General features: G+C 64.4%; 21 protein-coding genes. 16 read left to right on the top strand and 5 right to left on the bottom strand.

The window, feature by feature from the left end:
- Nucleotides 1–45: 45 nt before the first annotated feature.
- Genes CG716_RS23330 through CG716_RS23360 form a run of 7 tightly spaced genes read left to right on the top strand, consistent with a single transcriptional unit; the run spans nucleotide 46 to nucleotide 8,122 of the window.
- Nucleotides 46–339 carry a WXG100 family type VII secretion target gene (locus CG716_RS23330; protein WP_094483549.1) on the top strand — a complete coding sequence of 98 codons (294 nt, stop codon included), beginning with the start codon at nucleotides 46–48 and terminating at the stop codon, nucleotides 337–339.
- Entirely contained in the window at nucleotides 339–626 is a 288-nt protein-coding gene (locus CG716_RS23335) for a WXG100 family type VII secretion target (RefSeq protein WP_094483498.1), read from the top strand. Before CG716_RS23330 ends, CG716_RS23335 begins: the two co-directional genes overlap by 1 nt.
- A 21-nt stretch (nucleotides 627–647) precedes the next feature.
- Nucleotides 648–1,496 carry an ESX secretion-associated protein EspG gene (locus CG716_RS23340; protein WP_094483499.1) on the top strand — a complete coding sequence of 283 codons (849 nt, stop codon included), beginning with the start codon at nucleotides 648–650 and terminating at the stop codon, nucleotides 1,494–1,496.
- A gap of 14 nt (nucleotides 1,497–1,510) precedes the next feature.
- On the top strand, nucleotides 1,511–2,932 hold the full coding sequence (gene eccD, locus CG716_RS23345; protein WP_094483500.1) for a type VII secretion integral membrane protein EccD: 1,422 nt from the start codon (nucleotides 1,511–1,513) through the stop codon (nucleotides 2,930–2,932).
- Nucleotides 2,929–4,311, top strand: a complete 1,383-nt coding sequence (mycP, locus tag CG716_RS23350; RefSeq protein WP_094483501.1) for a type VII secretion-associated serine protease mycosin — start codon at nucleotides 2,929–2,931, stop codon at nucleotides 4,309–4,311. The genes eccD and mycP overlap by 4 nt, the downstream gene beginning before the upstream one ends.
- Nucleotides 4,308–5,252 (top strand): type VII secretion protein EccE, encoded by a 945-nt coding sequence (gene eccE, locus CG716_RS23355; RefSeq protein WP_234817991.1) that lies wholly within the window; start codon nucleotides 4,308–4,310, stop codon nucleotides 5,250–5,252. Before mycP ends, eccE begins: the two co-directional genes overlap by 4 nt.
- Nucleotides 5,249–8,122 carry an MMPL/RND family transporter gene (locus CG716_RS23360; protein ID WP_094483551.1) on the top strand — a complete coding sequence of 958 codons (2,874 nt, stop codon included), beginning with the start codon at nucleotides 5,249–5,251 and terminating at the stop codon, nucleotides 8,120–8,122. Before eccE ends, CG716_RS23360 begins: the two co-directional genes overlap by 4 nt.
- A gap of 12 nt (nucleotides 8,123–8,134) precedes the next feature.
- Here the strand turns inward: CG716_RS23360 and CG716_RS23365 are convergent, their stop codons facing one another.
- Entirely contained in the window at nucleotides 8,135–8,941 is an 807-nt protein-coding gene (locus CG716_RS23365; RefSeq protein ID WP_094483502.1) for a class I SAM-dependent methyltransferase, read from the bottom strand.
- Between the two features lie 183 nt (nucleotides 8,942–9,124).
- On the opposite strand from CG716_RS23365, the gene CG716_RS23370 reads away from it, so the two are divergent.
- Genes CG716_RS23370 through CG716_RS23405 form a run of 8 tightly spaced genes read left to right on the top strand, consistent with a single transcriptional unit; the run spans nucleotide 9,125 to nucleotide 19,311 of the window.
- On the top strand, nucleotides 9,125–10,576 hold the full coding sequence (locus CG716_RS23370; RefSeq protein ID WP_094483552.1) for a PPE family protein: 1,452 nt from the start codon (nucleotides 9,125–9,127) through the stop codon (nucleotides 10,574–10,576).
- Nucleotides 10,554–11,423, top strand: a complete 870-nt coding sequence (gene scoE, locus CG716_RS23375; RefSeq protein ID WP_094483503.1) for a (3R)-3-[(carboxymethyl)amino]fatty acid oxygenase/decarboxylase — start codon at nucleotides 10,554–10,556, stop codon at nucleotides 11,421–11,423. Before CG716_RS23370 ends, scoE (CG716_RS23375) begins: the two co-directional genes overlap by 23 nt.
- On the top strand, nucleotides 11,420–11,962 hold the full coding sequence (locus tag CG716_RS23380) for an FcoT family thioesterase (protein WP_094483504.1): 543 nt from the start codon (nucleotides 11,420–11,422) through the stop codon (nucleotides 11,960–11,962). The genes scoE (CG716_RS23375) and CG716_RS23380 overlap by 4 nt, the downstream gene beginning before the upstream one ends.
- Nucleotides 11,963–11,988: 26 nt before the next feature.
- Nucleotides 11,989–13,563, top strand: a complete 1,575-nt coding sequence (gene fadD10 / locus CG716_RS23385) for a fatty acid--CoA ligase FadD10 (protein ID WP_094483505.1) — start codon at nucleotides 11,989–11,991, stop codon at nucleotides 13,561–13,563.
- A 4-nt stretch (nucleotides 13,564–13,567) separates the two neighbouring features.
- On the top strand, nucleotides 13,568–13,801 hold the full coding sequence (locus CG716_RS23390; protein ID WP_094483553.1) for an acyl carrier protein: 234 nt from the start codon (nucleotides 13,568–13,570) through the stop codon (nucleotides 13,799–13,801).
- Complete coding sequence (locus CG716_RS23395) at nucleotides 13,788–18,008, top strand: AMP-binding protein (RefSeq protein WP_094483506.1); 4,221 nt, start codon at nucleotides 13,788–13,790, stop codon at nucleotides 18,006–18,008. Before CG716_RS23390 ends, CG716_RS23395 begins: the two co-directional genes overlap by 14 nt.
- Nucleotides 18,005–18,349: a heavy-metal-associated domain-containing protein gene (locus CG716_RS23400; RefSeq protein ID WP_165774277.1), complete on the top strand. Its 345-nt coding sequence runs from the start codon at nucleotides 18,005–18,007 to the stop codon at nucleotides 18,347–18,349. Before CG716_RS23395 ends, CG716_RS23400 begins: the two co-directional genes overlap by 4 nt.
- Entirely contained in the window at nucleotides 18,346–19,311 is a 966-nt protein-coding gene (locus CG716_RS23405) for a GlxA family transcriptional regulator (RefSeq protein ID WP_207760754.1), read from the top strand. Before CG716_RS23400 ends, CG716_RS23405 begins: the two co-directional genes overlap by 4 nt.
- Here the strand turns inward: CG716_RS23405 and CG716_RS23410 are convergent, their stop codons facing one another.
- Genes CG716_RS23410 through scoE (CG716_RS23420) form a run of 3 tightly spaced genes read right to left on the bottom strand, consistent with a single transcriptional unit; the run spans nucleotide 19,312 to nucleotide 22,255 of the window.
- Nucleotides 19,312–20,829 (bottom strand): AMP-binding protein, encoded by a 1,518-nt coding sequence (locus CG716_RS23410; RefSeq protein ID WP_094483508.1) that lies wholly within the window; start codon nucleotides 20,827–20,829, stop codon nucleotides 19,312–19,314.
- On the bottom strand, nucleotides 20,829–21,371 hold the full coding sequence (locus CG716_RS23415; protein WP_094483509.1) for an FcoT family thioesterase: 543 nt from the start codon (nucleotides 21,369–21,371) through the stop codon (nucleotides 20,829–20,831). Before CG716_RS23415 ends, CG716_RS23410 begins: the two co-directional genes overlap by 1 nt.
- Nucleotides 21,368–22,255 (bottom strand): (3R)-3-[(carboxymethyl)amino]fatty acid oxygenase/decarboxylase, encoded by an 888-nt coding sequence (gene scoE / locus CG716_RS23420; protein WP_094483510.1) that lies wholly within the window; start codon nucleotides 22,253–22,255, stop codon nucleotides 21,368–21,370. Before scoE (CG716_RS23420) ends, CG716_RS23415 begins: the two co-directional genes overlap by 4 nt.
- A 294-nt stretch (nucleotides 22,256–22,549) precedes the next feature.
- Here scoE (CG716_RS23420) and CG716_RS23425 point away from each other — a divergent pair, with 294 nt between their 5' ends.
- Nucleotides 22,550–23,896: a hypothetical protein gene (locus CG716_RS23425; RefSeq protein ID WP_094483511.1), complete on the top strand. Its 1,347-nt coding sequence runs from the start codon at nucleotides 22,550–22,552 to the stop codon at nucleotides 23,894–23,896.
- Here the strand turns inward: CG716_RS23425 and CG716_RS23430 are convergent.
- Complete coding sequence (locus CG716_RS23430) at nucleotides 23,893–24,483, bottom strand: DJ-1/PfpI family protein (RefSeq protein WP_094483512.1); 591 nt, start codon at nucleotides 24,481–24,483, stop codon at nucleotides 23,893–23,895. The genes CG716_RS23425 and CG716_RS23430 overlap by 4 nt on opposite strands.
- Between the last annotated feature and the right edge of the window lie 14 nt (nucleotides 24,484–24,497).

Here is a 24,497-nt window from a genome sequence, read left to right on the forward strand (position 1 = left end):
GGAACCGAAATCGATTGTCGTATGACCTGATTGGAGATGAAGAAAATGAGTCTTCTCGATGCACACATTCCGCAGCTCGTCGCGTCCGAATCGGCGTTCGGAGCCAAGACGGCGCTGATGCGGAGCACGATCGCACAAGCCGAGCAGGAGGCCGTCGCGGCCCAGGCATTCCATACGGGCGAGTCGTCGGTGGCCTTCCAGGGCGCGCACGCACGCTTCGTCGAAGCGGCAGCGAAGGTGAACGCGCTGTTGGACCTCGCTCAGGCGAATCTGGGCGACGCGGGTGCTGCCTATGTAGCGCAGGATTCGGCCGCGGTAAGCACTTACGGGGGATTCTGATGTCTCAGATCATGTACAACTATCCGGCCATGCTCGGTCATGCCGGCGATATGGCGAGCTATGCCGGCACATTGCAGGCGGTAGGCGCCGATATTTCAGCCGAGCAGGCCGCGTTGCGGGGCGCCTGGCAGGGCGACACAGGGATGACCTACCAGGTGTGGCAGGCCCAATGGAACAGCGCTATGGAGGAATTGGTGCGCGCCTATCGTGCCATGGCCTCGACGCACGAAACAAATACGCTCGCCATGCAGGCACGAGATCGGGCCGAAGGAGCTAAGTGGGGTTGATCCGACCAGGCGGGGCGGGACATGCCTGTGGCTGACGCGGTCGAGCTGTCTGTGGAGGCGGCCTGGTTTATCGCGGACAATGCCGGCCTCGGCACATTTCCCTGGGTGCTTGCGATCACACCGCCGTATCGTGACGTGTCCGAACGCGGGGTGTTCGCGTCGCGACAGATCGCCGAGCTGACGCGGCTCGGAGTGATGGCCCAGGGCACGATCGACCCCGTTGTGCAGCAGTGGATCCGGGTCGTCTGCCGACCGGAGCGCTGGCTGGAGTTGCGCTACGTGGGTGGCGCCCACCCGTCGGCCCTCCGACTCCGCGGCATTGTCGCGTTCCGGGGCGGTCAGATCGTGGTCGCGCTGCGCAACGCCCAGCTTGTCACCTTTACCACGGTGGAAATCGTTTCCGGACTGGCGATGTCATCGGTGATCACCGCCGGGCTGTTGGGGCGTTCACCGGCGCACTTCGACGAATTCGCGCTTCCGTTGCGGGTTGGTGCCCGGGCGGACCAGCAGCTCCGCGAGGGTGCGGCGCTGTCCGACGTGATGAGTAACCTCGGGATCCCGGAGTCCGCCCGCGCGGTTGTCCGAGCCGTCTTCGAGGGGCCGACCGGCTACGTCGAAGTGGTCGCCGGGCAATGTGCCGGTGTTGCCACGGTCCTCGCCGAGGTTGGAATTGCTGTGGTGGACAACTCTATTGGGCGCCTAGTGGTCAGCTCCACCCGCGCGTTCGACGGCGAGTGGGTGTCGGTTTTTGCGCCGGGGACAGACATGGCGATCGCCGTGGCCATCGAACAGCTGACCGCGGCCCTGCCGGATGGCCCGTGGTTCTCACCGCTGCAACCAGTTCGCGACTTCACCGCCCAGAGAATCTGAAAGAGAACGACTAGATGACTGACATCTCGGCGCCGGCCGACAGCATTCCGGCACTGCCCATCGTGCGAGTGGCGATACTCGCCGACAGCCGGGTCGTGGACATGGCGCTCCCGTCGGAGTTGCCTCTGCGTGAGATCCTGCCGGCGATTCGTCGGCTCTTGCCTGCCACGGCTGGCTCGGGCGAGACGACAGCTGACGCGGCGCCACGACCGCTGAGCCTGGCAGCCGTCGGTGGCGCGCCGTTCTCGCTGGATGCCAGCCTGGACACCGTCGGTGTCGTCGACGGCGATCTGCTTGCCCTCCAACCTGTTCCGTCGGGGCCGTCGGCTCCTGGTGTCGTGGAGGATGTTGCCGACGCTGCGGTTATCTTCTCGGCGTCGCGTCTCCGGCCGTGGGGGACTGCTGACATCCGGATCATTGCCCGCGTTGCCGTCGTCGCGTTCATACTCGCCGCCACGGCGTTGGCAGTCGTCGACCGCATCACCACCGGCGGTGTCGTCGGTTTGTATGCGGTGAGCGGAATAGCTGCGGCTGCCGTCATCGCCACGCTGCTGGCGCGCGCGCGCGAGCACCTTTGTGCGGGGGAGCTGTCGGTGGCCGCGCTGGTTCCGGTCGGGGCCGGACTCGCCTTGGCAGTTGGTGACCTCAACCCTGCGCTGGTCATGCTGGCAGCCGCTGGGGTTACCGCCTGGTCGCTGATCTGCTTGATCATCGCTGACCGGTGCATCGCGTTCTTTGCCGCAACGAGCGTCATCGGCGCGGCGATTCTGATCGCGGCTGCGGTGGCCCAGACCTGGGAGCTACCACTGCCGACGCTGGGCTGCGGACTACTTGCCGCTGCTCTTCTAGTGGCAGTTCAAGCGGCCCAACTGTCGGCGTTGACAGCGCGTTTGCCACTTCCTGTCATCCCCGCGCCAGGTGACCCCACTCCGTCGGCACCGGAGACGCGGGTGCTTGAAGATCTGCCTCGTCGCGTCCGGATCAGCGAGGCGCACCAGGCCGGGTTCGTCGCGGGCTCGGTGGTGTTGTCGATCCTGGGCTCAGGGGCCCTAGTCGAACGACCGGATTCGGTTGGGACATGGGCTTGGTACGCGGTGATCGCAACATCGGCTGCCGCGGTACTGCGCGCCCGTGTCTGGGACATCGCCGCCTGCAAGGCATGGCTGCTGGTGCAGCCCATCATCGTGTCGATTGGCCTGCTGGTGCTGTTCCTCATCGCGGGCACGCGACTGCCAGCAGTAGGTGCTCTGGTCGCCCTGGGGGTCCTGACCGCGGCGTTCGTGACAGCTTCGGTGAACCCGGGCCTCACTGATCCGGAGAGGTATTCACTGCCCCTTCGCCGGCTGGTCGGCTTTCTCGCCGCCGCTGTCGATGCGTCCCTGATTCCGGTTCTGGCCTACCTGGTGGGACTGTTCGGTTGGGTGCTCGATAGATGACCCGGCCCGGGCTGCGTGTGGTCGCCGCCGGCTTGGCAGTCCTTGTCGTCATGAGCCCGTCGGCGTGGGCGGTCGACCCCCCTTCTGTCGAATCCGGCACCGCGCTGCCGGCTGGCGGTGCCGGACCTGCCGCCGCCATGGTGCAGCGCTCGGAATGCGTGACAACCGGCGTCATGCCCGGGACTGACCCGGGTGCCCTCTCACTTCACCAGCAGATGCTGAATCTGCCTGGAGCGTGGACGTTTTCGAGGGGAGAAGGCCAGCTCGTCGCGGTGATCGACACCGGAGTCACACCGGGGCCGCGACTGCCCAATGTCGAGGGTGGCGGCGACTTTGTCTCGACCACAGATGGATTGACCGACTGTGACGGTCACGGCACCGCCGTGGCCGGGATCATCGGTGGCCAACCCGGGGCTGATGCCTTCTCAGGAGTGGCGCCCGCGGCCCGGCTGCTGTCGATCAGGCAGACGTCGGCCGCGTACTCGCCGCGCGAACAGGACGACGATCCAGCGGCAGTCAAGGTGACCACCGATATCTCGGCGCTGGCGCACGCCGTTGTGCGCGCGGCCGACTTGGGCGCGCGGGTCATCAATATCTCACTGACGTTGTGCCCCGGTGCCGGCACCAGCGTGGACCAGCAGGCGCTTGGCGCGGCGCTGCGCTATGCCGCGGTCGACAAAGATGCCGTCATCGTCGCCGCCGCCGGGGACGTCGGTGTGACAACGCTTTCCGGCGGCGCCGACTGTCAGGCCAACCCGATCAGCGCAGCGGGCGACCGTGACGACCCCCGGAACTGGCAAGGCACCACGTCTGTCTCTGTGCCGTCGTGGTGGCAACCCTATGTGCTCTCGGTGGGCTCTGTGACGACCAGCGGAGTGCCCTCCGCCTTCTCCATGCCCGGGCCGTGGTTGGGCATCGCGGCCCCAGGCGAGGATGTGGTATCGATTGGCAACGGCCCCGCCGCAGGCTTGGTCAACGGAATAGCCGGTGCTCGTGGACAGTGGGTGGCCCTCACTGGTACCGGCTACGCCGCGGCGTACGTCTCCGGTGTCGCGGCATTGGTTCGCAGTCGGTTTCCGGATATGCCTGCCGCGCAGGTGGTCCGCCGGCTGCAGACGACTGCCCACGAGGGGGCCCAGGCTCCCTCGAATCTGATGGGTGCGGGCGCACTCGATCCGGTGGCAGCGTTGACATGGGAACTGCCGGTGCCTGATTCCGGTCGGGCCGGCACCGAGCCCGTCCGGATCGCCGCGCCGGCCGCACCGCAAGTCCGGGATCACTCGGCGCGCACGATCGCGTTCGGCGGCACCTTGGCATTGACGTTGGCGGTGATCGGCACCGCATACGCGGCACATCGACGGAAGGACCGCCACGAGTGAGGATCGTCTTGCCTGGCACCGGCAGAGTGGCGCTGGCACTCGTGGTTGTAATCCCGGCCGTGATGGCCTATCCATGGCATACGGAGCCGCACCGATGGGCATTCGCGGTAGCGGCTGCGGTGGTGCTGGCTCTCTTCGGGTCGTGGCGCGGCTTGCATGTGACCACAATTCTCATGCGCCGCCTGGTGCTATTGCGTCGGAAGCAACGCCGCGAGCGTGGAGCCCATCAGCTGGTGGAACAGATCGGCGCCGACGCGCGCACCACGGTGGTGCTGAGAGTGGTCGACGCCGGTGCGCAGGACCTTCCGGTCGACCTGATCGCCGGCTACCTTGATCGCTACGGTGTGCGCTGCGAATCAGTGCGGCTCACCAGTCGCGACACTGCCATCGGACGAACCACATGGATCGGTCTGACCATGTCGGCGGCGGCGAATCTGACTGCATTGCAAGCACGGTCGACGAGAATTCCACTGCGGAAGACGGCCGACCTCACCGCACGTCGCCTCGCCGACGAGCTTCGTGAACGTGGGTGGGCGGTGACGGCCACCGATCTCAAGATCCCCGACATGCTCGGTCCACAGGTCACCGAGCATTGGCGCGCCGTGGCCGACGGGCAGTCCGGCTATGTGGCTGCCTACGGGGTCGACGGCGATTCAGTGCCGGAGTCGCTTGCCGCGTTGCGTTCGCATGGATTCGGCGAGGTGTGGACGGCCGTCGAATTGAGCAGGGGTGGAGTTGCGGTGGCATGTGCGATCCGTACCCCGAACCTGCCAGGGGCAGCCGCGCCCGCGGATGGGCTGGTGTTGCGTCGTGGCGCACAGCGGGACGCGCTGCGCGCTCTGATCCCGTCGTCGACGAGATCGCTCGACGCGGACGTCTCTGAGGTCGACAGGCGTTCGATCGCGCGATGGATGGCGAACGGTGCCCCGGTGCGGATATGAACTCCGAGGTGATGGCTGAGCCCAGGCGTTCGGCGCTCGCGACCTGGATCCGGCGGCTCGCGGTCCCGATCATCTTTGGGTGGGTCGCTGCCGTCGCCGTCGTGAACACGGTCATCCCGCAGCTCGAGGTTGTCGGCACCATGCGCTCGGTGCAGATGAGCCCAGACTTCGCGCCGTCGGTCGTCGCGATGAAACGCGTCGGCCAGGTGTTCGGCGAATACCGTTCCGACAGTTCGGCGATGATTGTGCTGGAAGGCCGGCAACCGCTCGGCCCCGACGCGCATCGTTACTACGACTCCATCGTCGCCCGCCTCGAGGCGGACGAGAGTCACGTCGAATATGTGCAGGACTTCTGGGGCGACCCGCTTACTGCGGCGGGCGCGCAGAGTAACGACGGCAAAGCCGCCTATGTGCAGCTGTACCTCGTCGGAAACCAGGGCGAGACGGCAGCCAACGAGTCGATCAAGGCGGTCAGATCGATCGTCGAGGATCTCCCGTCGCCGCCGGGGGTGACCGCATACGTGTCAGGCCCGGCCGCGCTGGCAGCGGACGAACAGGCCGCCGGCGACCGCAGCGCGACAGTCATCGTGGGCCTCACCCTCATTGTCATCACCACGATGTTGTTGTTGGTTTACCGTTCGATCGGCACGGTGCTGATCGTGCTGGGGATGGTGCTTGTCGAGCTGGCCGCGGCACGCGGTGTGGTGGCCTCGCTCGCCTATTTTCATGTCATCGGGCTGACGACATTTGTCACGAATCTTCTTGTCACACTAGCCATCGCCGCCTCCACCGACTATGCGATCTTCCTGGTCGGCCGCTATCAAGAGGCGAGGACCAGCGGCCAAGATCGAGAAGCCGCGTATCACACGATGTACGGTGGGACCGCCCACGTGATCCTGGCGTCCGGTTCGACGATCGCCGGCGCGACGCTGTGTCTGCATTTCACGCGGTTGCCGTACTTCCAGACACTGGGAGTGCCGCTGGCGACCGGCATGGTCGTGGCGGTATTCGGGGCACTGACCCTCGGGCCCGCGGTGATCACCGTAGCCACCCGGTTAGGGCGGCTGGAACCCAAGCGCGCCATGCGGATCCGCGGTTGGCGCAAGGTAGGTGCGCTGGTCGCCCGATGGCCCGGGCCGGTACTCATCGCGACCAGTGTGATCGCATTGATTGGCCTGCTATCACTGGTCGGCTACCGCACCAACTACAACGAGCGCCGATACCTGCCGGCCGACCTACCGTCGACCGCCGGATACGCCGCGGCCGAACGGCACTTCTCCAGCGCCCGCCTCAATCCCGAAGTGTTGCTGATCGAGACCGACAGAGACCTGCGCAACCCCGCTGATTTCATGGTGATTGACAAGATCGCCAGAGACATCGGCGACCAGCCGGGGATCAACCGGGTTCAGACGATCACTCGCCCGGACGGACTGCCGCTCAAGTTCAGTACGATTCCGGCTCAGTTGAGCATGATGGGTAGTGTCCAGACCCTGAACCAGAGCTACCTGCAGGACCGGATGAAGGACGTGCTCGCGCAGGCCGACCTCATGCAGACCAGTATCGACGCCCTTATCCGGATGCAGGCACTGATGTCGGAGATGACCGCCAACACCCATGACATCGCTGGGAAGAGCCACCAAATGGCCTCTGACGTCAAGCAATTACGCGACCACATCGCCGAGTTCGACGATTCGTTCCGGCCGGTCCGCAACTATCTGTACTGGGAGCCGCACTGTTACGACATCCCGGTGTGTTGGTCGCTGCGTTCCGTGTTCGACGCGCTCGACAGCACCGATAAGTTGACCAGCGACATCGATGGTCTGCTGCCCAATCTCGACCGCATCGACGCTGTGATGCCGCAATTCGTTCAGCAGCTGCCAGCTCAGATCGAGACGCTGAAGCAGATGAAGGCGATGATGCTGACGATGTACGCCACTCAGAACGGGCTCTTGGAGCAGATGGCTGCGATGCAGAGCGACCAGGCGGCCATGGGTGAAGCGTTCAACGAATCGCGCAACGACCAGAGTTTCTATCTCCCACCGGAAGCTTTCAAGAACGACGAACTCAAGCGGGGGATGAAGTTCTTCATCTCACCGGACGGTCACGCGGTCCGCTTCATCGTCAGCCTCGACGACGATCCCCTCACCCCAGAAGGCCTGCAGCGCATCGACACCATCAGGCAAGCGGCCACACAGGCGATGAAGCGCACGCCCCTGGAAGGCTCCGCGGTGTACGTCGGAGGTACGGCCTCGGTGTTCAAGGACATGCAAGAAGGAAATGACTACGACCTGCTCATCGCCGGAATCGCTGCGCTGTGCCTGATCTTCGTCATCATGTTGATCATCACCCGCAGTGCTGTCGCCGCCACCGTGATCGTCGGGACGGTGGGGATTTCCCTGGGCGCGTCGTTCGGCCTCTCGATGCTGTTGTGGCAGTACATCATCGGTCTCGAGTTGCACTTCATGGTGATGGCGATGGCGCTGATCATCCTGCTGGCAGTCGGGGCGGACTACAACCTGCTGCTGGTGGCCCGGTTCAAAGAAGAGATGCATGCCGGGCTCAAGACCGGCATCATCCGGGCGATGGGCGGAACGGGATCGGTGGTGACATCCGCCGGTCTGGTCTTCGCTTTCACGATGATGTCGATGGCAGTCAGTGAGCTCACGGTGGTCGCGCAGATCGGGACCACGATAGCTTTGGGCTTGTTGTTCGACACGCTCGTCGTCCGGGCCTTCATGACGCCCGCAATAGCGACCTTGCTGGGCAAGTGGTTCTGGTGGCCACAGGTCGTTCGGCCCAAGCCTGTGCCGGCGCCATGGCCGAAACCCGCTGCCGCCGTGGATACTTCCGACTCACCCGTGCCCGAATAGGATAACCAGCGGTCAGCCGAACTCGACGAGGTTCGTGGGCGCGCGGAACCTGCTGAACATGGGGCGCCGGTAGACACGGGCGGCCCAGCGTAGGACCGTGCCGCGTCCCGCCGGCATAGGCAGCTCCCGTACTCCGCGGATACCAGCACTGGTGCGCAGATCGTCGTAGTCCTTGGCGGTGAACCAGAACGGCATCGGTGGCGCGGTGTAGTTCGGGCTGAGCTTGATGCCGCGTCGGCGCGAGTATGCGCTCAGGAGCCGTGGCACGCTGTCGAACATCAGCTGACCACGAGCAAACCGCTTGGCGCACGCGGTGATCAGGTCGAGCACAGGCTCACGCTGGAGATACTGGAACAGGCCTTCGGCGGTGATCAGAACTCCGTTGGTGTCGTCGACCTGGTCCATCCAGGAGTAGTCCAGAGCGGACTGGGCGCGGTAGTGCAGCCGGTCCGATGTCGGTAGCAACTGCCGGCGCAGCTCGACGATCGGCGCGAGGTCGACCGATAGCCAGGTCACCTGCCCGTTGTCGACCCGCCAGAAGCTGGTCTGCAGTCCTTCGGCGAGGGCCACCACGGTGGCGCGCGGGCGTGCGGCCAGAAACTGGCGGGTGTATTCGTCGAACGACAGGGCCCGCAGAGCGGTCGCTTGATGGGTGCGGCCGAAATGGTGGTAGTCGTAATCAAGGCGGTCGCGCAGTGTGATCGCCATCGGATCGTCGATGATGCCGTCGGGCCGGGCCGCCTCTGCCGAGCGCTGGTAAAGCGTGAGTAACGCTGTCTCTGAGACTCCGTCGAGGTGGCGGGCGTCGATGGCTGGCATGGATTCACCGTACTGGTTTCCCGTTATTGACAGCGCTGACGGTCGGCGGGAACTATCCCGCAGATCTGGCCGACTACCTGACGGATCTCCGCGACGGCAACGCAGTCCGTCGCACGACGAATACCGCGGCGACGCGCCTGATGCAGCCGTGAAGGAGGTGGAGTTGTGACAGCCCCGGTCTGGCTGGCAGTTCCGCCCGAACTGCACTCGGCACTGCTGAGCGGAGGTCCAGGGCCAGGATCGCTGCTTGCCGCCGCCGGGCAGTGGCACGAGCTCAGTGTTGCCTACGGTGACGCCGCGGCCGAACTGGCGCGACTCCTGGCCGAGGTGCAGGCCACCAGTTGGCAGGGGCCCAGCGCTACGCACTACGCAGCGGCACACGTGCCGTACCTGGCCTGGCTTGAGCGAGCGTCGATCGACAGCGCGGTGACCGCCGCCGCGCACAGCACAATCGCGGCCGCCTACAGTGCCGCACTTGCGGCGATGCCGACCCTGGTGGAGCTGGGCGCCAACCACATCGCCCACGGCGTGTTGATCGGTACCAACTTTTTCGGCATCAACACCATCCCCATCGCGGTCAACGAAGCTGACTACGTACGCATGTGGATTCAGGCTGCCGAAACGATGACCGTCTATCAGGCTGTCACCGACGCGGCGACCGCGACCATACCGCCGGCTGTTCCAGCGCCCCACATCCTTGCACCGGGTGGCGACGCGGTCAGTGCGCAGCAGAGCACGTCCAGTTCGATCAGCCAGCTCATCAAGGACATCCTCGACTTCATCGCCGACCCATACAAATATTTCCTGGCGTTCTTCCAGCGTCTCGGATTCAGCCCGGCAGTTGCCGCTTTCCTCACTGCGATCGCCGCTGTGCTGTACGAGATTCTGTGGATTCCCTACTACGCCTCGTATGGCTTGCTGCTGCTGCCCTTCTTCCTTCCTGCATTGAGTGCGCTAAGTGCCCTCAGCGCATTGGCTCTGCTGCTAAATCAGGACCCCGCAGCCGAACCCCTTCCTGTTCCGGCTGACAGCGATGCTGGTCAGCGCGCGCAGCCGAATGCCACCACCGGGGTGGTGCTGGCTCCGTCGGCCGCCCCGAGTGCCACGCCACAGACTGCCAACCCCGCGCCGAACTCGTCCGCCTCGGCCGCGTCTGCGAGTCCTGCCCCGTCGTCGGTGATCAGTTACGCTATTCCGCCACTGTCTCCGCCTGCGGTGGGAACCGGGCCCAAAGCGGGCGCGACGGCGTCCGACTCGATCAGTGAGGCGGCCGCCGCCATCGCAGCCGCACGAGCGGCCGCAGGAGCCCGCAGCCGTGGACGCACGACGGGCCGAAGCCGTTCTGGCGCGCGCGGATACCGCTACGAATTCATCGAGGAGCCAGTCACCGTGGGCGCCGGCTCCCGAGACGTCGAGCCACCATCCTCCACTGCCAGCAGCCGCGGGGCCGGACCGCTCGGCTTCGCCGGGGCTGCCCCGAAGACGGGCATCGCCGCCGCCGGACTTGCCCAGCTGTCTGATGACGGCGAAACCAACACAGTGCCCATGCTTCCCAGCGGCTGGCTGGCCGACGGATCTGATGTGACAGCAGATGAAAGGGACGAGAGGGTAGATGACACTCAATGTGAAGGGTGAGGGACTCGGTGCGCAGATCACCGGGATCGATCCCGCGAATCTGGACGACATCAGCAGGGACGAGATCCGCGAAGCCGTCTACCGGAACAAGCTCGTCGTCCTCAAAGATGTCCATCCGTCCCCGGAGGAATTCATCAGTCTCGGAAAGATTCTCGGCGACATCGTTCCGTATTACGAAGCGATGTATCACCACGAGAAGCATCCGGAGATCTTCGTGTCCTCGACCGAGCAAGGTCGAGGAGTCCCGAAAACCGGCGCGTTCTGGCACATCGACTACATGTTCATGCCCCAACCCTTCGCATTCTCGATGGTGTTGCCACTCACGGTGCCCGGGCCCGACCGGGGCACCTACTTCATCGACTTGACCAAGGTCTGGGAAGCACTGCCCGCCGACAAACAGGCACCCGCCCTGGGAACGTTCAGCACCCACGATCCACGGCGCCACATCAAGATCCGGCCAACGGACGTCTACCGGCCTATCGGGGAAGTGTGGGACGAAATCACCAAGACAACGCCGCCGATCAAGTGGCCCACGGTGATCCGTCATCCCGCCACCGGTGAGGAGATCCTCTATATCTGCGCCTCGGGTACCACCAAGATCGAGGACAAGGATGACAACGTTCTCGATCCGGCCATCCTGAACGAACTCATGACCGCGACCGGGCAACTAGATCCTGATTTCGCATCGCCCTTCATCTATACCCAGCACTACGAGGTCGGAGATATCATGCTGTGGGACAATAGAGTTCTGATGCACCGGGCGAAGCACGGCACATCGTCGGGCACGCTCACCAGCTATCGACTCACCATGCTGGACGGCCTTGAGACGCCGGGATACGCCGTATGAGCACCGCGGATCTGACGCCGGTCGAAGAGCAGGTCGCCACCGTCCCCATCCCGGAGGATCTGGTGGTCAAGGTTCTGGAGCCCTACTCGTACAAAGGGTGCCGCTACCTGCTCGACGCCGAATACAGGGCCACCGAGGACTCGGTGCTGGCTTTCGGCAACTTCTGCATTCCGGAGTCCGCTTACATCCGGAGCACCGGACATTTCAACGCGGTGGAGCTCTTGTTGTGCTTCAACCAGCTCGCCTACACCGCGTTTGCGCCGGCCATCCTCAAGGAAGAGATCCCGGTTCTGGTGGGGTGGTCGATCGAGGACTACTTCGACTACCAACTGCCGAGCATGCTGATCAAGACCACCTCGTCGCGGTTCAAGAGACCGATCAACGCGCACAAGTTCTCCGCACGCCTGCTGTGCAAAGACTTCGAGGTCGTCGACCGAAGTTGGCGTTACCTGAAGGTTCCGTGCACCATTGAGTTCTGGGACTCCGACGGCGGCGCGGCCTCTGGTGAGGTCGAGCTGGCAGCCCTCAACATCCCGTAATCTGTTGTTGAGAAAGCGGTTACACCATGTCTGATCTGCCGCCGACCGTCCTGGACCGGATTCTCGAGCAGGCCCGGCAACGACCTGACGGCATCGCGCTGCGGCGCTGCGACGGTACGAGTGCGCTGAGCTATCGAGAGCTCGTCACCGAGATGAAAAGGATCGCCGCCGAGCTCGCTGGCAAGTCGGTGGCCCCGGGATCGCGAGTGCTGATTGTCTCTGACAGTGGCCCCGAGACCTACCTGTCCGTGCTGGCGTGCGCGAGACTGGGCGCCATCGCAGTCATGGCGGATGCTCGCCTCCCAGTGGCCACCCTGCAGCGGTTCGCGCAACTTACTGAACCTGCAGCGGTTCTCGTCACACCGGGAAGTGCACTCACGGGCGAAGAGTTGACGGGTGCCCTCGCCGGCCTTCCAGCGATCAGCGTTCGTCTGCAGACGGCGGGTTCGTCGATGCAGTCGCGGGATCTGCCCGACCCGCCTACCCTTGCGGCCGACGATCCGTTGGCGATGATCTTCACCAGCGGAACGACCGGCGAACCCAAGGTTGTGCTGCTGGCGAATCGCACTTTCTATGCGGTCCAAGACATCCTGCGGGTAGAGAACCTCGACTGGGTGGACTGGGTCGACGGAGAGACCACTTACTCGCCGCTGCCGGCCACCCACATCGGTGGACTGTGGTGGATCATCACGTGTTTGATGCGCGGCGGGCAGTGCATCACCGGCGGCGAGGGTGCGGCGTCTCTGTTGACGATCCTCGCCGACAATGTGGTCGCCACCACCTGTGTCGTGCCAACGCTGCTGGCACGACTGGTCGCCGAATTGACGACCACGGGTGCAACACTGCCATCGCTCCGGCTTCTGGGGTACGGCGGCTCGCGTGCGATCGCGGCCGACGTGCGCTCGCTGGAAGCGGCCGGCGTCAAGACCGCGCAAGTGTACGGTTTGAGCGAAACGGGTTGTACAGCTTTGTGTTTGCCGACAGATGACGGTTCGATCACCAAGATCGAGGCCGGTGCTGTCGGGCGGCCCTACCCCGGGGTCGAGGTCTACCTTGACGATGCCGGTGCCGGCCCTCGTGCGAGCGGCTCGGCGGACTCGGGAACGCTGTGGATCAAGTCGCCCGCGAACATGGTGGGGTATTGGAACAACCCGGCCCGCACCAGCGAGGTACTGGTCGACGGATGGGTCAACACCGGTGACATCCTGGAACGCCGGGAGGACGGCTTTTTCTACATCCGGGGCCGCTCGTCGGAGATGATCATCTCGGGTGGCGTGAACATCGCACCCGACGACATCGACCGAATCGCCGAGAGTGTCCCCGGCGTCCGCCAGGCCGCCTGCTATGAAATTCCCGATCCCGAGTTCGGGGCCCTCGTCGGTCTGGCGGTGGTTCCGGCCGCAAGCCTGGACGAGCCGGAGACCCGCACACTCAAGCAGACGATCGCGGCCACCTTTCGACGTGAAGCCGAATCAATGGCGCGACCCTCGGCCATCGTCATCGTCACCGACATTCCCAGAACGCAGTCCGGCAAGGTGATGCGCGCGTCGCTGGCGACGTCGATCAGTGAAGACAGGACTGGAACGGTCGTTCGTGGCTGACGTGATGAGGGACCAGATCGTTGCCGCCGTCCGCGACGTGTTGTACGTCGAGGAGTCGGACTTCACCGATGGCGACGACACCGATCTGAGGGAACTGGGTCTGGACTCGGTGCGTTTCGTGTTGCTGATGAAACAGCTCGGGGTGGACCGAGAATCAGGCGTTCCGCCCCGGTTGGCCAACGAGTTGACGATCGCGGCGTGGATCCGGGTGCTGGGGAGTTTCGATGACCTCGCTTGACGAGGGGTGTGTCGACAAGATCGCGCTGACCAGTTCCCAACAGAACATCTACAACGGTGTGCTGCAGGACGACGATCCTGCACTGTATCTGGTTGCCCGAAGTTACCGATTTCATCCGCTGGCCCGGTCGCGGCTCCTCGCAGCCCTGGAAGCGACGATCCTGAAGCATCCGATACAACTCTGCGTTCTGACTGCATCTGAAGATTCCGGCGGTTACCCGGATCTCGTCCTGCGGCTGTCGCCAGACAACATCGTCACAGTCCGCGAGGACGGCCCGACTGCTAGCAGTGGTGGCGACGAACTGCAAAGCACTTGGCGGCGCGGCATTCTGGACATCCCACTGGTTCGCTACGCCGTTCTGACCGACTCCAGTGGGCAAGCGTATGGTCTTGATGCGTTCACCCACCACATCCTGCTCGACGGCGGCGCGACAGGAATCATTGAGACAGATCTGGGGGAGTACCTCTCGCTGGGTGTGCCTCCCGAAATGCCCTGTGTCAAAGATGGTCTCACCAAGGTGGTGGCAGCGCACCAGCGCGAGGCGAGCAAGGTGGTCGAGGCCCGTGAGCGGCTGAGCGCGGCCGTGCGACGAGAGCTGGCCGAGGCCGCGCGTCGCGGCGGGTACGGCCAGAGCTCTGCCGAGGCGCCCGGTACCGCAGCCAGGGGGGTTCGCGGTGAGACTGTGCGGATCTCCGGCGGCGCATACCACGCGCTCGTCGCCTTGGGTGAGGCCGAGCAGGTTCCGCTCAACGTCTTGGTGACTGCCGCGGCGGTCGCGGTCGATGCGAGTATTCGGCAGAACACTGTCAGCCTGTTGATCCACGCCGCCGACAACCGATTCGGGGAACCCGGTCTCGACGTCGCCACCTGCCTGGTCAACTCGGTCGCCCAACCGTCGCGATTCGCCCCCTTCGCCTCGGTCGAGGAGGTCGTGCGAACCCTCGATCGCAGCTACGTCCGCGCGGTACGCCGCAAATGGCTCCGGGAGGAGCACTACCGCCGGTTGTACATCGCGACCAACCGCACCACCCATGTGGAGGCGTTGACACTCAACTTCCTGCCCGAACCCTGCGCACCCGCGCTTCGTCCGCACCTGACCGACTTACCGGTGACGACGGCGATCGGCCCGGTGGAGAGCATGGCGGTGGCCTGCATTGTCGATGACGCGCAGGGGTGTCTCGACATCGCAATTTGGAACCGGGCTGATCTGCCAGAACAAGGAATCGGCGTCGCGACCCGGATCGCCTCCGCACTCGAAGCGATGCCGGCGATGTGGCAGCAACCCATCGCGTTGGCGGTCGGCGAGTGGCTCGGGATCGGCCCCGACGGTGCACTTGCCCAAGCCAATTCGATGATCCGCGCCACGGAGGAGCCATCACCCCGGGCTTGGTTTCTGGATACCGGCGGCCAGCTTGTGCCCACGTTGCGGCGCCGCGACCACATCGACCGCTGGGTTGCCTGGCTGGTCACGAACGGCACCGCCAAAGGCGACATTCTGGTGTTCACCGATGACAACACAGACAAGACCGTTGACCTTTTGATCGCGTGTCATGTCGCAGGATGCGCCTACAGCGCCTGCGATACCGATGGGGAAGTGTCGGCGAGGGCGGAATCCATTGCCAAGCACAGTAATGGCGTCTCAGTGCACGTGATCGACGTGAATGCAGCATATCTTCCTGCGGATTCGATCGCCGGCCTTCGTCTGGTCATCGACCGTCGTGTGCGGGAGGTAGCCGGCGACCCTCAGCTCGCCGACAGGCTGGCCTACATCATGCCGACCTCTGGTTCGACCGGGCAGCCGAAGCTCGTCAAAGTTTCACACCGCTCGCTGGCGATGTTCTGTGAGGCGGTGCGCGCAGCGTACGGCTGGGGTATGGACGACACGATCCTGCAATGCGCCCCGCTGACGTCGGACATCAGCGTCGAAGAGATTTTCGGCGCAGCACAGTGCGGGTCGCGTCTCTTCCGAACCGCCGCCATGAAAACCGGTGATCTCCACGCCCTTTCCCGAGACCTCGTTGCTTTGGCGGCGACCGTGGTCGACCTACCGACGGCGGTCTGGCATCTGCTCTGCGACGACTCCGAGGCGATCGCCGCGATCCGCGGTTCCCGGCTCCGGCAGGTCATCGTCGGCGGTGAAGCGATCCGGTCGGGTGCGGTCGAAAGATGGATCGATTCGGTTGGTTCACATGAGATCTCGCTCATCTCCACCTACGGTCCCACAGAGGCCACCGTGGTGGCGACCTATCTGCCGATCGTCTGCGCCGGTACGGTAGTCGGCGAGGACACGCGGTCGCGGCTGGGACGACCGATGGTCCCGGACACGGTGTTCATCGCCTTCGGCGAGGTTGTCATCGTCGGAGAGCTGGTCGCATCCGGCTACTTGGGTGTCGACAATCCGAGCTTTGGCGTTGTGGCCGACGGCCGGTCCGCACGCCGCGCCTTTGCCACAGCCGATCGGACAACCCTCGACGGCGAAGGGTTTCCCGTTCTTGCCGGTCGCCGGGACGCGATCGTCAAGATTGGTGGCAGGCGTGTGGATGCCGCTGATATCGCGAACAGGGTCAGCGCCGATCCCGGCGTTGCCGACGTAGCCGTCGAGGAGCGCGATGGCGGTCTCGGAGTCTGGTTCCAGACCCGTGCCGGCAACGATGATGCCTCGGTAGCGACGCGAATCCGGTCGATGCTGGCCGGCATGCGAGTGCCCTCGTTCGTCGTGACGAGCGCAGCAAGCATCCCGCGGAAGCCTGGCGGCAAGGTCGACAGTGCGAAGCTCCCCGCGCCAACGGGTTTCACCGATGCCGCGCGCGGCGATCAGGGTGCCGACCCGCGGGCTCTGGGGCTGGCGCAGATGTGGAGCCGTCAGTTGGGGCGGACGATCCGACCGGACTCGTCACTTCTCGACGAAGGGATCGGCTCGCTCGATCTCATCAGGATCCTGCCCGATACCCGCCGCTATTTGGCTCGACATCTGTCGATCCTGGATCTGATCAGCGCCGACACCGCGGCGGACCTCGTCGACGATGCGCGGCCCGATTTCACCTGGCTGGACGACGCAACCGCGGTGGAGATCGCGAGCGACCTCGCGACCCTGCCGGAGCATCGCCCGGGGCCAGGTCGACGGGATGCGGCCCACCCGTTGAACCACAGGCAGCGCCCCATCGTCGTACTCGGCGGGTCCGGGATTCTGGGAACCGGTTTTGCCGAGGCGATCCTGTCGGCCAAGCAATCCGGACGGTTGCCGGCCGATGTCATCATCGTCACCAGATCGCCCCTGCCCGAACGAGATCCCTGGCCCTCCTTGCGCAACGCGGCCGGGGTGCGCATCGAAGTCATGCCGACAGGTTTAGGCACGGCCGAGTTGGACAGCCTGCTGGAGCAGACTGGTGCCGGAACCGTGGTGAACTGCATCGGCAATACCAACGTCCTCGTGCCGTACCGCCAGCTTCGCGCCGCCAACGTGGAACTGGTCGAGGCAGTTGTCCAGGCATGTGCAAGGCGCGGTATCAGATTCGTTCATTTGTCGACGTTCGTCGTGAATGGGGAAGTAACCGCGCCACGGGTCGTCGATCCGCGGGAAGCCCCATATCCCTATGCGGCATCCAAGGCAGTCGCCGAGTTGGTCGTGGCACGTTCGCCGGCAGCGCTGGATTTCACGATCGTGCGGCTGCCCAGGGTGCTTGGCCAAGCCGAACAACTCGCCGAATCCGCCGACATCCTCACGGCGGTCGCCGATGCGTGTAGTGCGTTATCCGCCTATCCGGCAATCACATTGACCGAGGACGTCACCACCGCGCGTGCGGCGGCAACCGCGGTCCTTGGCCTGCTGCCCGATGTGGGGGGCCACGCCGAGCTGGGCGGCGGAATCACTGTGCTGCGCGGACAGGCCGTGCCCTATGCGGAATTCCTCAGCGACTACGGCCGTAGCGAACTCAGCGCGATAGCCTGGAAAGACCTGCTAGACCGCAGTGATTGGGCAAAGAGAAATCCGAAACGATGGTCGGCCATCGACGCCTGGATCATGTTGGGCACCCGCTTGGGGGACCGCGCCTACGGCGAATTCCTGGCCGAATACCCGACAGTCGCCCTCGACCTCGAATCGGTCATCGAGGTCGCGACCACACGCGAACCGCTCCGTGAACTCCTGACCGCCGAGTTCGCCTACCGGAAGGCGGCCCACGCCCTGACCAGTGAGGAATGGCAATGACAGACGTCTCCGCGCACCAACGCCGACAGATCCAGCTCGACGTGACCGGCATGACATGTCGGATGTGCTCGTCCCGCGTCGCGAAACATCTCAACAAGATCGACGGAGTGCAGGCGTCAGTCGACCTGGATAGCAAGATCGCCACCGTGGATGTCAGCGGCGACGTCGACGTCGCCGAGCTCTGTGCCGTTGTTCAGAAGGCCGGCTACGGTGCGACGGAACGTTCGGCCAGCGCCATTGGCGTCGTTCCCATGGACACCAGCGCCGCGCGCGGTCCCGTGCGGCAACTGATCGAGTTCGTGTTCCTGTTCCTCGGCTGGATCGGCATTCGCCGTCAATGACCGAAGCCCGGTCTATCACGCAGGCGGTGGTGATCCTCGGCTTTCCCGGCGTTCAGGGGTTGGACATCGTCGGGCCGCATGATGTGTTCACCGGCGCGGCGCTGCTGACCGAGGGTGGTTACCGGGTCAGCGTGGTATCGCTGGACGGCCAGCCGATTTCGACGCCCACCAGCCTGGCTTTCGTCGCGCAAGCGATGCCCGATCCCCACGACATCGACACGCTGGTGTTACCCGGCGGTGCCGGGGTCGATGCTGCCAGGCAAGACCCGGACACCATCGCGTGGATCACAACCGCAGCCGCCAGCTCCCGTCGGGTGGTCACTGTCTGTACCGGCGCGTTTCTGGCTGCTTCGGCCGGTCTGCTCGACGGCTGCCGTGTCACGACACACTGGGCGTTCGCCGATCAGCTGGCTCGCGAATTTCCAACCATCACGGTCGATCCAGAGCCGATCTTCGTGCGCAGCTCGAACGCCTTGTGGACCGCCGCCGGGGTGACCGCGGGCATCGACCTCTCCCTGGCGCTGGTCGAGGAGGATTACGGTACCGAGGTGGCTCAGGCTGTCGCACGCTGGTTGGTGCTGTATCTGCGTCGGCCTGGCGGCCAGTTGCAGTTTGCGGCGCCGTTGTGGGCACCGCGCGCTGGCCGCCAAGCGATCCGGGATGTGCAGGAAGCGATCGAAGCCGAACCTGGTGCTGCGCATAGCATCTCCGAGCTGGCGCAACGGGCTGCGATGAGCCCGCGACACTTCACCCGAGTTTTTACCGAGCAACTCGGCGAGGCGCCTAGCGCCTACGTCGAACAAGTCCGCACCGAAGCTGCCCGCCGTCAGCTCGAGGAGACGGACGACACCGTCGTCACCATTGCTGAGCGGTGTGGATTTGGAACGTCAGAGACCATGCGGCGCACCTTCATTCGCCGGGTCGGTATTCCACCTGACCAATATCGCAGAAGCTTTTCATGATCAGTTGATCTGGCGTTCCCGCCCAGCCCAAAACTGTTCCCGCAGGGTTCGGCGGAGGATCTTTCCACTCGGGTTCCGCGGGATCGTCTCGAGGACATGGAAAGTGCCCGGTAACTTGAACCGGGCAACGCGCTGCACCAGAAACTGTTCGAGGTCGTCGATTCGAAGATCCACGCCGGGTTTGGCGACGACGAACGCGTGAATGCACTCACCCCTGCGGATGTCAGGGGCGCCGACCACCGCGCTGTCGTGCACCGACGGGTGAGCATTGATGACTTTCTCGACCTCTGCGGGATAGACGTTTTCACCAGAGACGATGATGAGATCCTTGACGCGGTCCCGGATCACCAGAAACCCGTCGTCGTCCAGATATCCCGCGTCGCCCGTGCGGATCCAGCCGTCGACAATGGTTTCCGCGGTCGCCACGGGGTTCCCGAAGTACTCGAGCATTTGCGCCGGGCTCCGTAGATAGACTTCGCCGCAGCATCCTGGCGGAAGCTCGGTCCCGTCGGGGTCGCGGATGGCGACTGCTACTCCCGGATATGGGCGTCCCGCGGCGTGCAGGCGCTCCCGGCCCGGCAGGTGTTCGCTCGGCGGTAGGCACACCGCAGTGTTTCCCGTCTCGGTCAGACCGTAGATCTGTGCGAACTCACAATCGAACGTGTCGATCGCTTGAGACAGTAGGTCTGGGCCGATGGGAGAGCCGCCGTAGACGATCTTGCGGATGGTGGCGAAGTGCGATGCCATCAGGCCGGGCTCGGACAGTATCATCAGCAGCATCGCCGGAACGAAACAGCTGACAGTCACGCCGTTCTCACGGATCGCAGCAACCGCATCCGATGCCCTGAAACGGGGGATCACCACGCTTGTTATGCCCCGGTTCAGCGCCTGCGTCGCCCACCACATACCGCCGATGTGAAATCCGGGCAGCGCGATCAGGCTGACATCGTCGTCCCGCCAATCGACCCAATCCAGGCCGGCATCGTCGAGAAGCTCTCGTACCGCCGTGAAGGTACGGTGGGCCAGCACAACGCCTTTGGGGCGGCCCGTCGTCCCGCTGGTATACATCTGCACGACCGGTGTATCGCGATCGACGTCGAGCGCAGGCAGGGCGAGCGTGGGTGCCTGGTCACGCCACGTAGCGAAATCGCGGATCGCGATGACGTTTTCGGCTGTCAGGTCGGTGCGGTCGGAGACGAGGATGCGAGCGCCGGCATGGTCGATGATGTAGTCGACCTCGTCGGTGGCCAGGCGCCAGTTTACCGGAACCAGGACGGCGCCGAGACGTGCACAGCCATAAAGCAACTCGTACAACACCGGCGAATCTGTGGCCACGTAGACCACTCGGTCACCAACGGTGACGCCGGCACCGGCAAGCGCCTGAGACACCGCCACCGACCGCTCGGCGAGCTCGGCGAACGACACCCGCGTCGCCCCGAAGATCAAGGCCGCGTGATCCCCGCCCAGACGGGCTTTCTGCTCCAGGGCAGAAACCAGGTCGAAACGGCTGCCCGCCATTACGAATTCGTGGGCAGATCCACCAACACGATCTCGAGCTCACCGACAGCGCTCCCCACACCGTCATCGGAGAACTCGATCGTGGTCTGCAGTGCCAGCAACGGGCGGGACCGCTGACGGAATTCGATGTCGGTGATAGTCAGGACGCCCCGATAAGACCGGGAATTGATCGGTTGCCGGAATCGGGTGCTCATCTTGCTGATCAGCACCGACGGCAGTTGCCGCTGCCAATAGTCATCCATCGTCCAGCTGCTGAGTTCGGGGATGAGGTGGTCGCGAACCGAAGCCGCGAGCGTGTAGTAGATCAGCTGGTTATAGGAGATGATGAACTCGACCGCATTGAAGTGGCCGGTTTCCTCGATGTAGCAGGACCGATCGAACCCCAATTCACCGGTTCCGACAATGAGGTTTTCGCGCCGTGCGACCGTCGCGTGCTTGAGATATACGGTGTCCTTGCCGACGTAGGGCGTCATCGTGCGATTGAGCAGCACCGAGTCGTCATGCAGGTATTCGGCCAGGCCCGGTTGCGAGGTCTGCGTCATGCGGCGACCTCCGCGCCAAGTGGGTATTCGTCGGTGACAGTCACGCGGTAGGACTCGGTGGGTTCGTTGGTCGGGTTGTGCAAGGCGCGGTGGATCAAGGTCCGGTTGTCCCACAGCACGAGATCGCCGGGTTCATAGGTCTGCACGAAGATGTTCGGGTGCTCGTAGGACTCGTCGAGTTGTCCCGAAGCGTCGAGCAGTTCGTCGAGCAAGGAGGTCGGCAACGCGTTGCCGTGCGCGTCTTCGATGGCGTAGGTGAACGCCTCGGAGATGTACAGAATCCGCTCGCCGGTCGCCGGATGGTCAAGCACCGTCGGCCAGGTCTGGGGCGGTGTGACCCGCTCGATGTCGGCCAGGACGTCGCCAACGGGGCGGTAGACGTCCGATGGCCGGATCTTCACGTACCGGCGTGCGCTGTGCTTGCTGACGGTGCCGGCGACGGCTTCCTTGAGCCGCGGGGACAAGCGCTCGTAGGCGGTGGCCATGTTGATGAAGCGGGTACCGCGGGTACCGGTGGGCAACTTCTGCGGATAAAAGAAGGTGAACGCGAAAGGCTCTGGCATGAACTGGTAGTCGGCATGCCAGAACCCGCCGGTCTTGGGCACGCCGATCTGCCCCTCGGGCCTGGTGAGATTCGAGGAGACGAAGATCAGGTCGTTTTCCGGATGGTGATACATCGGTTCGTAGTAGGACACCGGCGTGCCAAAGTGGCGCCCAAGCTCCACGAATGCGGCCGGCTTGAGGTCCTGAGCCTTGAGGACGACGACCTTGTCCGTATAGATGTGGTGCCGAAGTAGCTGGATGTCATCGCTGGTCGCCACCGCCTGGTCGAAGTGCAGAACCTCGATACCGGCTTGTTCGTCGGGTCGGGTGGTGAGTTGCATCAAGAATCTCCCTGTCGCGGAGGGCGCCGGCCGGAGCGGTCGTGTCTGTCTTGTCAGTGGGTCAACGGATTAGGACGGCGGCATCTACGGCTGCGTAGACGACTGCCACCCTTCTCGTTTGTCGGTCGGCGTATTGGTCGGCGAATATTGACGATTAGTTCCCGGCGAATCCGACAGATGGACGACGTCTATCTCCCATGGGAAACGCCAACGGCGGGATGTACATTGAGCGCCGCGCATACCCAACATCAGTTGCCTCTTGTGGCGCTGGATCAGCTCGGAAGAAGGGCCCACATGAGCACCCCGATCGACAACACTCTGGCGTATATGGACCAGGGTTCGTTTCTCGGCCTACGTGCGCTCGGCCGAGGACCTGTCATTCAGTACATCTGGATCTACGAGAACGGTGTCGATCTTGAGGGCCTGCGACGGTTCCAGCGCAATCTGCAGCACACGCTGTTAGCTCGCCTGATCGAACGCTCGCCGCTGCCGTTCGGCAGGCATCGTTGGGTGTCGTATGACGGCCCCGCCGATCTCGATATCGCGGTGGCGCTGCGGAGCCGCGACGACGTCTGGGACTGGGTCGATCAGAAGTCCTTCGTCGCAATCGATCCCGAACTCGGCCCGCCCTGGCATCTCGGGGTCCAGCCGCTTATCGGTGGCGGTGCCGCTGTGTCGCTGGCTGTTTCGCACACCACGGGTGACGCCGTGGCCGGGATGCTGGCCATCGCCGATGCCGTCAACAGCACCCGTCGGAACTATGGATTTCCGCCGCCGGGGGCGCGCAGTCGCGGGCAGGCGGTGCGGCAGGACCTCGTCGTCACGGCCCGCTCGGCGCTGAAGATCCCCGCCGCGATCGCCGGGGGCATGCGGCTCGCTCGCGACCAGCAGGACGACCTGTCGACCTCGGCCAGGTCAGCCTCCCCGGCGTCATCGCCGGCAGCGGGCGGTACTCGATTGGTGGTGCCCAGGGTCTACGGCTACGTCGAGGCGCAGGACTGGGATGAGCGGGCCAGAGCCCTGGGCGGAACACGCAATGTGTTATTCGCCGGATTCTCGGCTCGGCTCGGCTATCGACTCGGTCGCGCGGATGATGAAGGACGCATCGCGCTGTCGATCCCGGTGAGTGAGCGCACCGATGATGATATCCGCGCAAATCCGCTCAATTCCATTACGGTGCTTGCCAACCCGGACGAGGCCACCGGGGATCTTGCCGGGCTTCGGGCGGCCCTGAAACAGGCGCTCGTCGAGCTTGCGGAATCGGGCAACGCGCTACTGGCGCCGCTGGCATTGATCCCGTTCACCCCGAAGATGGCGGTACGCCGTCTGGAGAATCTGGTGTTGAAGGTGGGTAAACCCGTCGGCTGCACCAATATTGGCGAGATGCCACCCGAGGTGAACCGGCCCGACGGCACTGATGCGGACTTCTTCGGCACCCGTGGGGGTGAAGCCGGTGTCACGGCAGCGACTTTGGAGCGGTTGGGCGGGCACTTGCTGGTCTCGGCGGCCTCGCTTCGCGACAAGGTGTGGTTCAGTGTCGCGTCGTGGGAACCCGGCGGGAGCAACACGAAAGCGGCCCTGGCCGGGGTGGTGCGTGCGGTGCTGGACGATTTCGATCTGTCGGCGACGATCGAATGCTAAACCGGTGGTGCCGGGTCGTACTGAATGTATCGGCGGACCTCGCGAGCGCGTTCTATGCCGGCAAGCCGGCTGACGAGGTGCAAGGCCATATCGATTCCCGCGGATACTCCCGAGGCGGTGATCATGTCACCGTCGTCGACGAAGCGCTCCTCGCGGCGGACATCGATTGTCGGATCGAGTGTGGTCAGCCAGTCCAGTGAGGCCCAGTGGGTAGTGGCCGGTCGATGTGACAGCAATCCGGCGGCGGCATACACCAGAGAACCGGTGCACACGCTGGTCATCAGGGGCACCGCATCGCGTTGACGCCGGATCCAATCCAGCCACACGTCGTCCTGCGCGAGGGGGTGCACCCCGTGGCCCCCGGGGTGTACGAGCACGTCGAGTGGCGGCGCGTCCTCAAAAGAGTGGTGAGCGTGCACTACCAGGCCCTTGGCGCATGCCACCGGACCACCCGATTGAGACAGACATGACACGGTGTAGCCATCGTCGGGAAAGTGGTGGGCCCACGTCGACAACACCTCCCACGGGCCGATCGCGTCCAGCTCTTCCACACCGTCGAACAGCACGATCCCGATGTTCTTGGTCATGGGCGCGGAGTCCT

Origin of the sequence: Mycolicibacterium sphagni (genome assembly GCF_002250655.1) — a bacterium.
Classification (GTDB): Bacteria; Actinomycetota; Actinomycetes; order Mycobacteriales; family Mycobacteriaceae; genus Mycobacterium; species Mycobacterium sphagni.

Excerpts from the sequence above, each read along its gene's own strand:
- CG716_RS23415 (WP_094483509.1), bottom strand. The coding sequence starts at position 21,371 with ATGACGCAGACCTCGCAACCGGGCCTGGCCGAATACCTGCATGACGAC.
- CG716_RS23395 (WP_094483506.1), top strand. The coding sequence starts at position 13,788 with ATGACCTCGCTTGACGAGGGGTGTGTCGACAAGATCGCGCTGACCAGT.
- CG716_RS23405 (WP_207760754.1), top strand. The coding sequence starts at position 18,346 with ATGACCGAAGCCCGGTCTATCACGCAGGCGGTGGTGATCCTCGGCTTT.
- CG716_RS23340 (WP_094483499.1), top strand. The coding sequence starts at position 648 with ATGCCTGTGGCTGACGCGGTCGAGCTGTCTGTGGAGGCGGCCTGGTTT.
- CG716_RS23365 (WP_094483502.1), bottom strand. The coding sequence starts at position 8,941 with ATGCCAGCCATCGACGCCCGCCACCTCGACGGAGTCTCAGAGACAGCG.
- CG716_RS23360 (WP_094483551.1), top strand. The coding sequence starts at position 5,249 with ATGAACTCCGAGGTGATGGCTGAGCCCAGGCGTTCGGCGCTCGCGACC.
- CG716_RS23335 (WP_094483498.1), top strand. The coding sequence starts at position 339 with ATGTCTCAGATCATGTACAACTATCCGGCCATGCTCGGTCATGCCGGC.
- eccD (WP_094483500.1), top strand. The coding sequence starts at position 1,511 with ATGACTGACATCTCGGCGCCGGCCGACAGCATTCCGGCACTGCCCATC.
- CG716_RS23380 (WP_094483504.1), top strand. The coding sequence starts at position 11,420 with ATGAGCACCGCGGATCTGACGCCGGTCGAAGAGCAGGTCGCCACCGTC.
- fadD10 (WP_094483505.1), top strand. The coding sequence starts at position 11,989 with ATGTCTGATCTGCCGCCGACCGTCCTGGACCGGATTCTCGAGCAGGCC.
- CG716_RS23330 (WP_094483549.1), top strand. The coding sequence starts at position 46 with ATGAGTCTTCTCGATGCACACATTCCGCAGCTCGTCGCGTCCGAATCG.
- CG716_RS23430 (WP_094483512.1), bottom strand. The coding sequence starts at position 24,483 with ATGACCAAGAACATCGGGATCGTGCTGTTCGACGGTGTGGAAGAGCTG.
- CG716_RS23390 (WP_094483553.1), top strand. The coding sequence starts at position 13,568 with ATGAGGGACCAGATCGTTGCCGCCGTCCGCGACGTGTTGTACGTCGAG.
- CG716_RS23425 (WP_094483511.1), top strand. The coding sequence starts at position 22,550 with ATGAGCACCCCGATCGACAACACTCTGGCGTATATGGACCAGGGTTCG.
- mycP (WP_094483501.1), top strand. The coding sequence starts at position 2,929 with ATGACCCGGCCCGGGCTGCGTGTGGTCGCCGCCGGCTTGGCAGTCCTT.
- CG716_RS23410 (WP_094483508.1), bottom strand. The coding sequence starts at position 20,829 with ATGGCGGGCAGCCGTTTCGACCTGGTTTCTGCCCTGGAGCAGAAAGCC.
- scoE (WP_094483510.1), bottom strand. The coding sequence starts at position 22,255 with ATGCAACTCACCACCCGACCCGACGAACAAGCCGGTATCGAGGTTCTG.
- CG716_RS23400 (WP_165774277.1), top strand. The coding sequence starts at position 18,005 with ATGACAGACGTCTCCGCGCACCAACGCCGACAGATCCAGCTCGACGTG.
- scoE (WP_094483503.1), top strand. The coding sequence starts at position 10,554 with ATGACACTCAATGTGAAGGGTGAGGGACTCGGTGCGCAGATCACCGGG.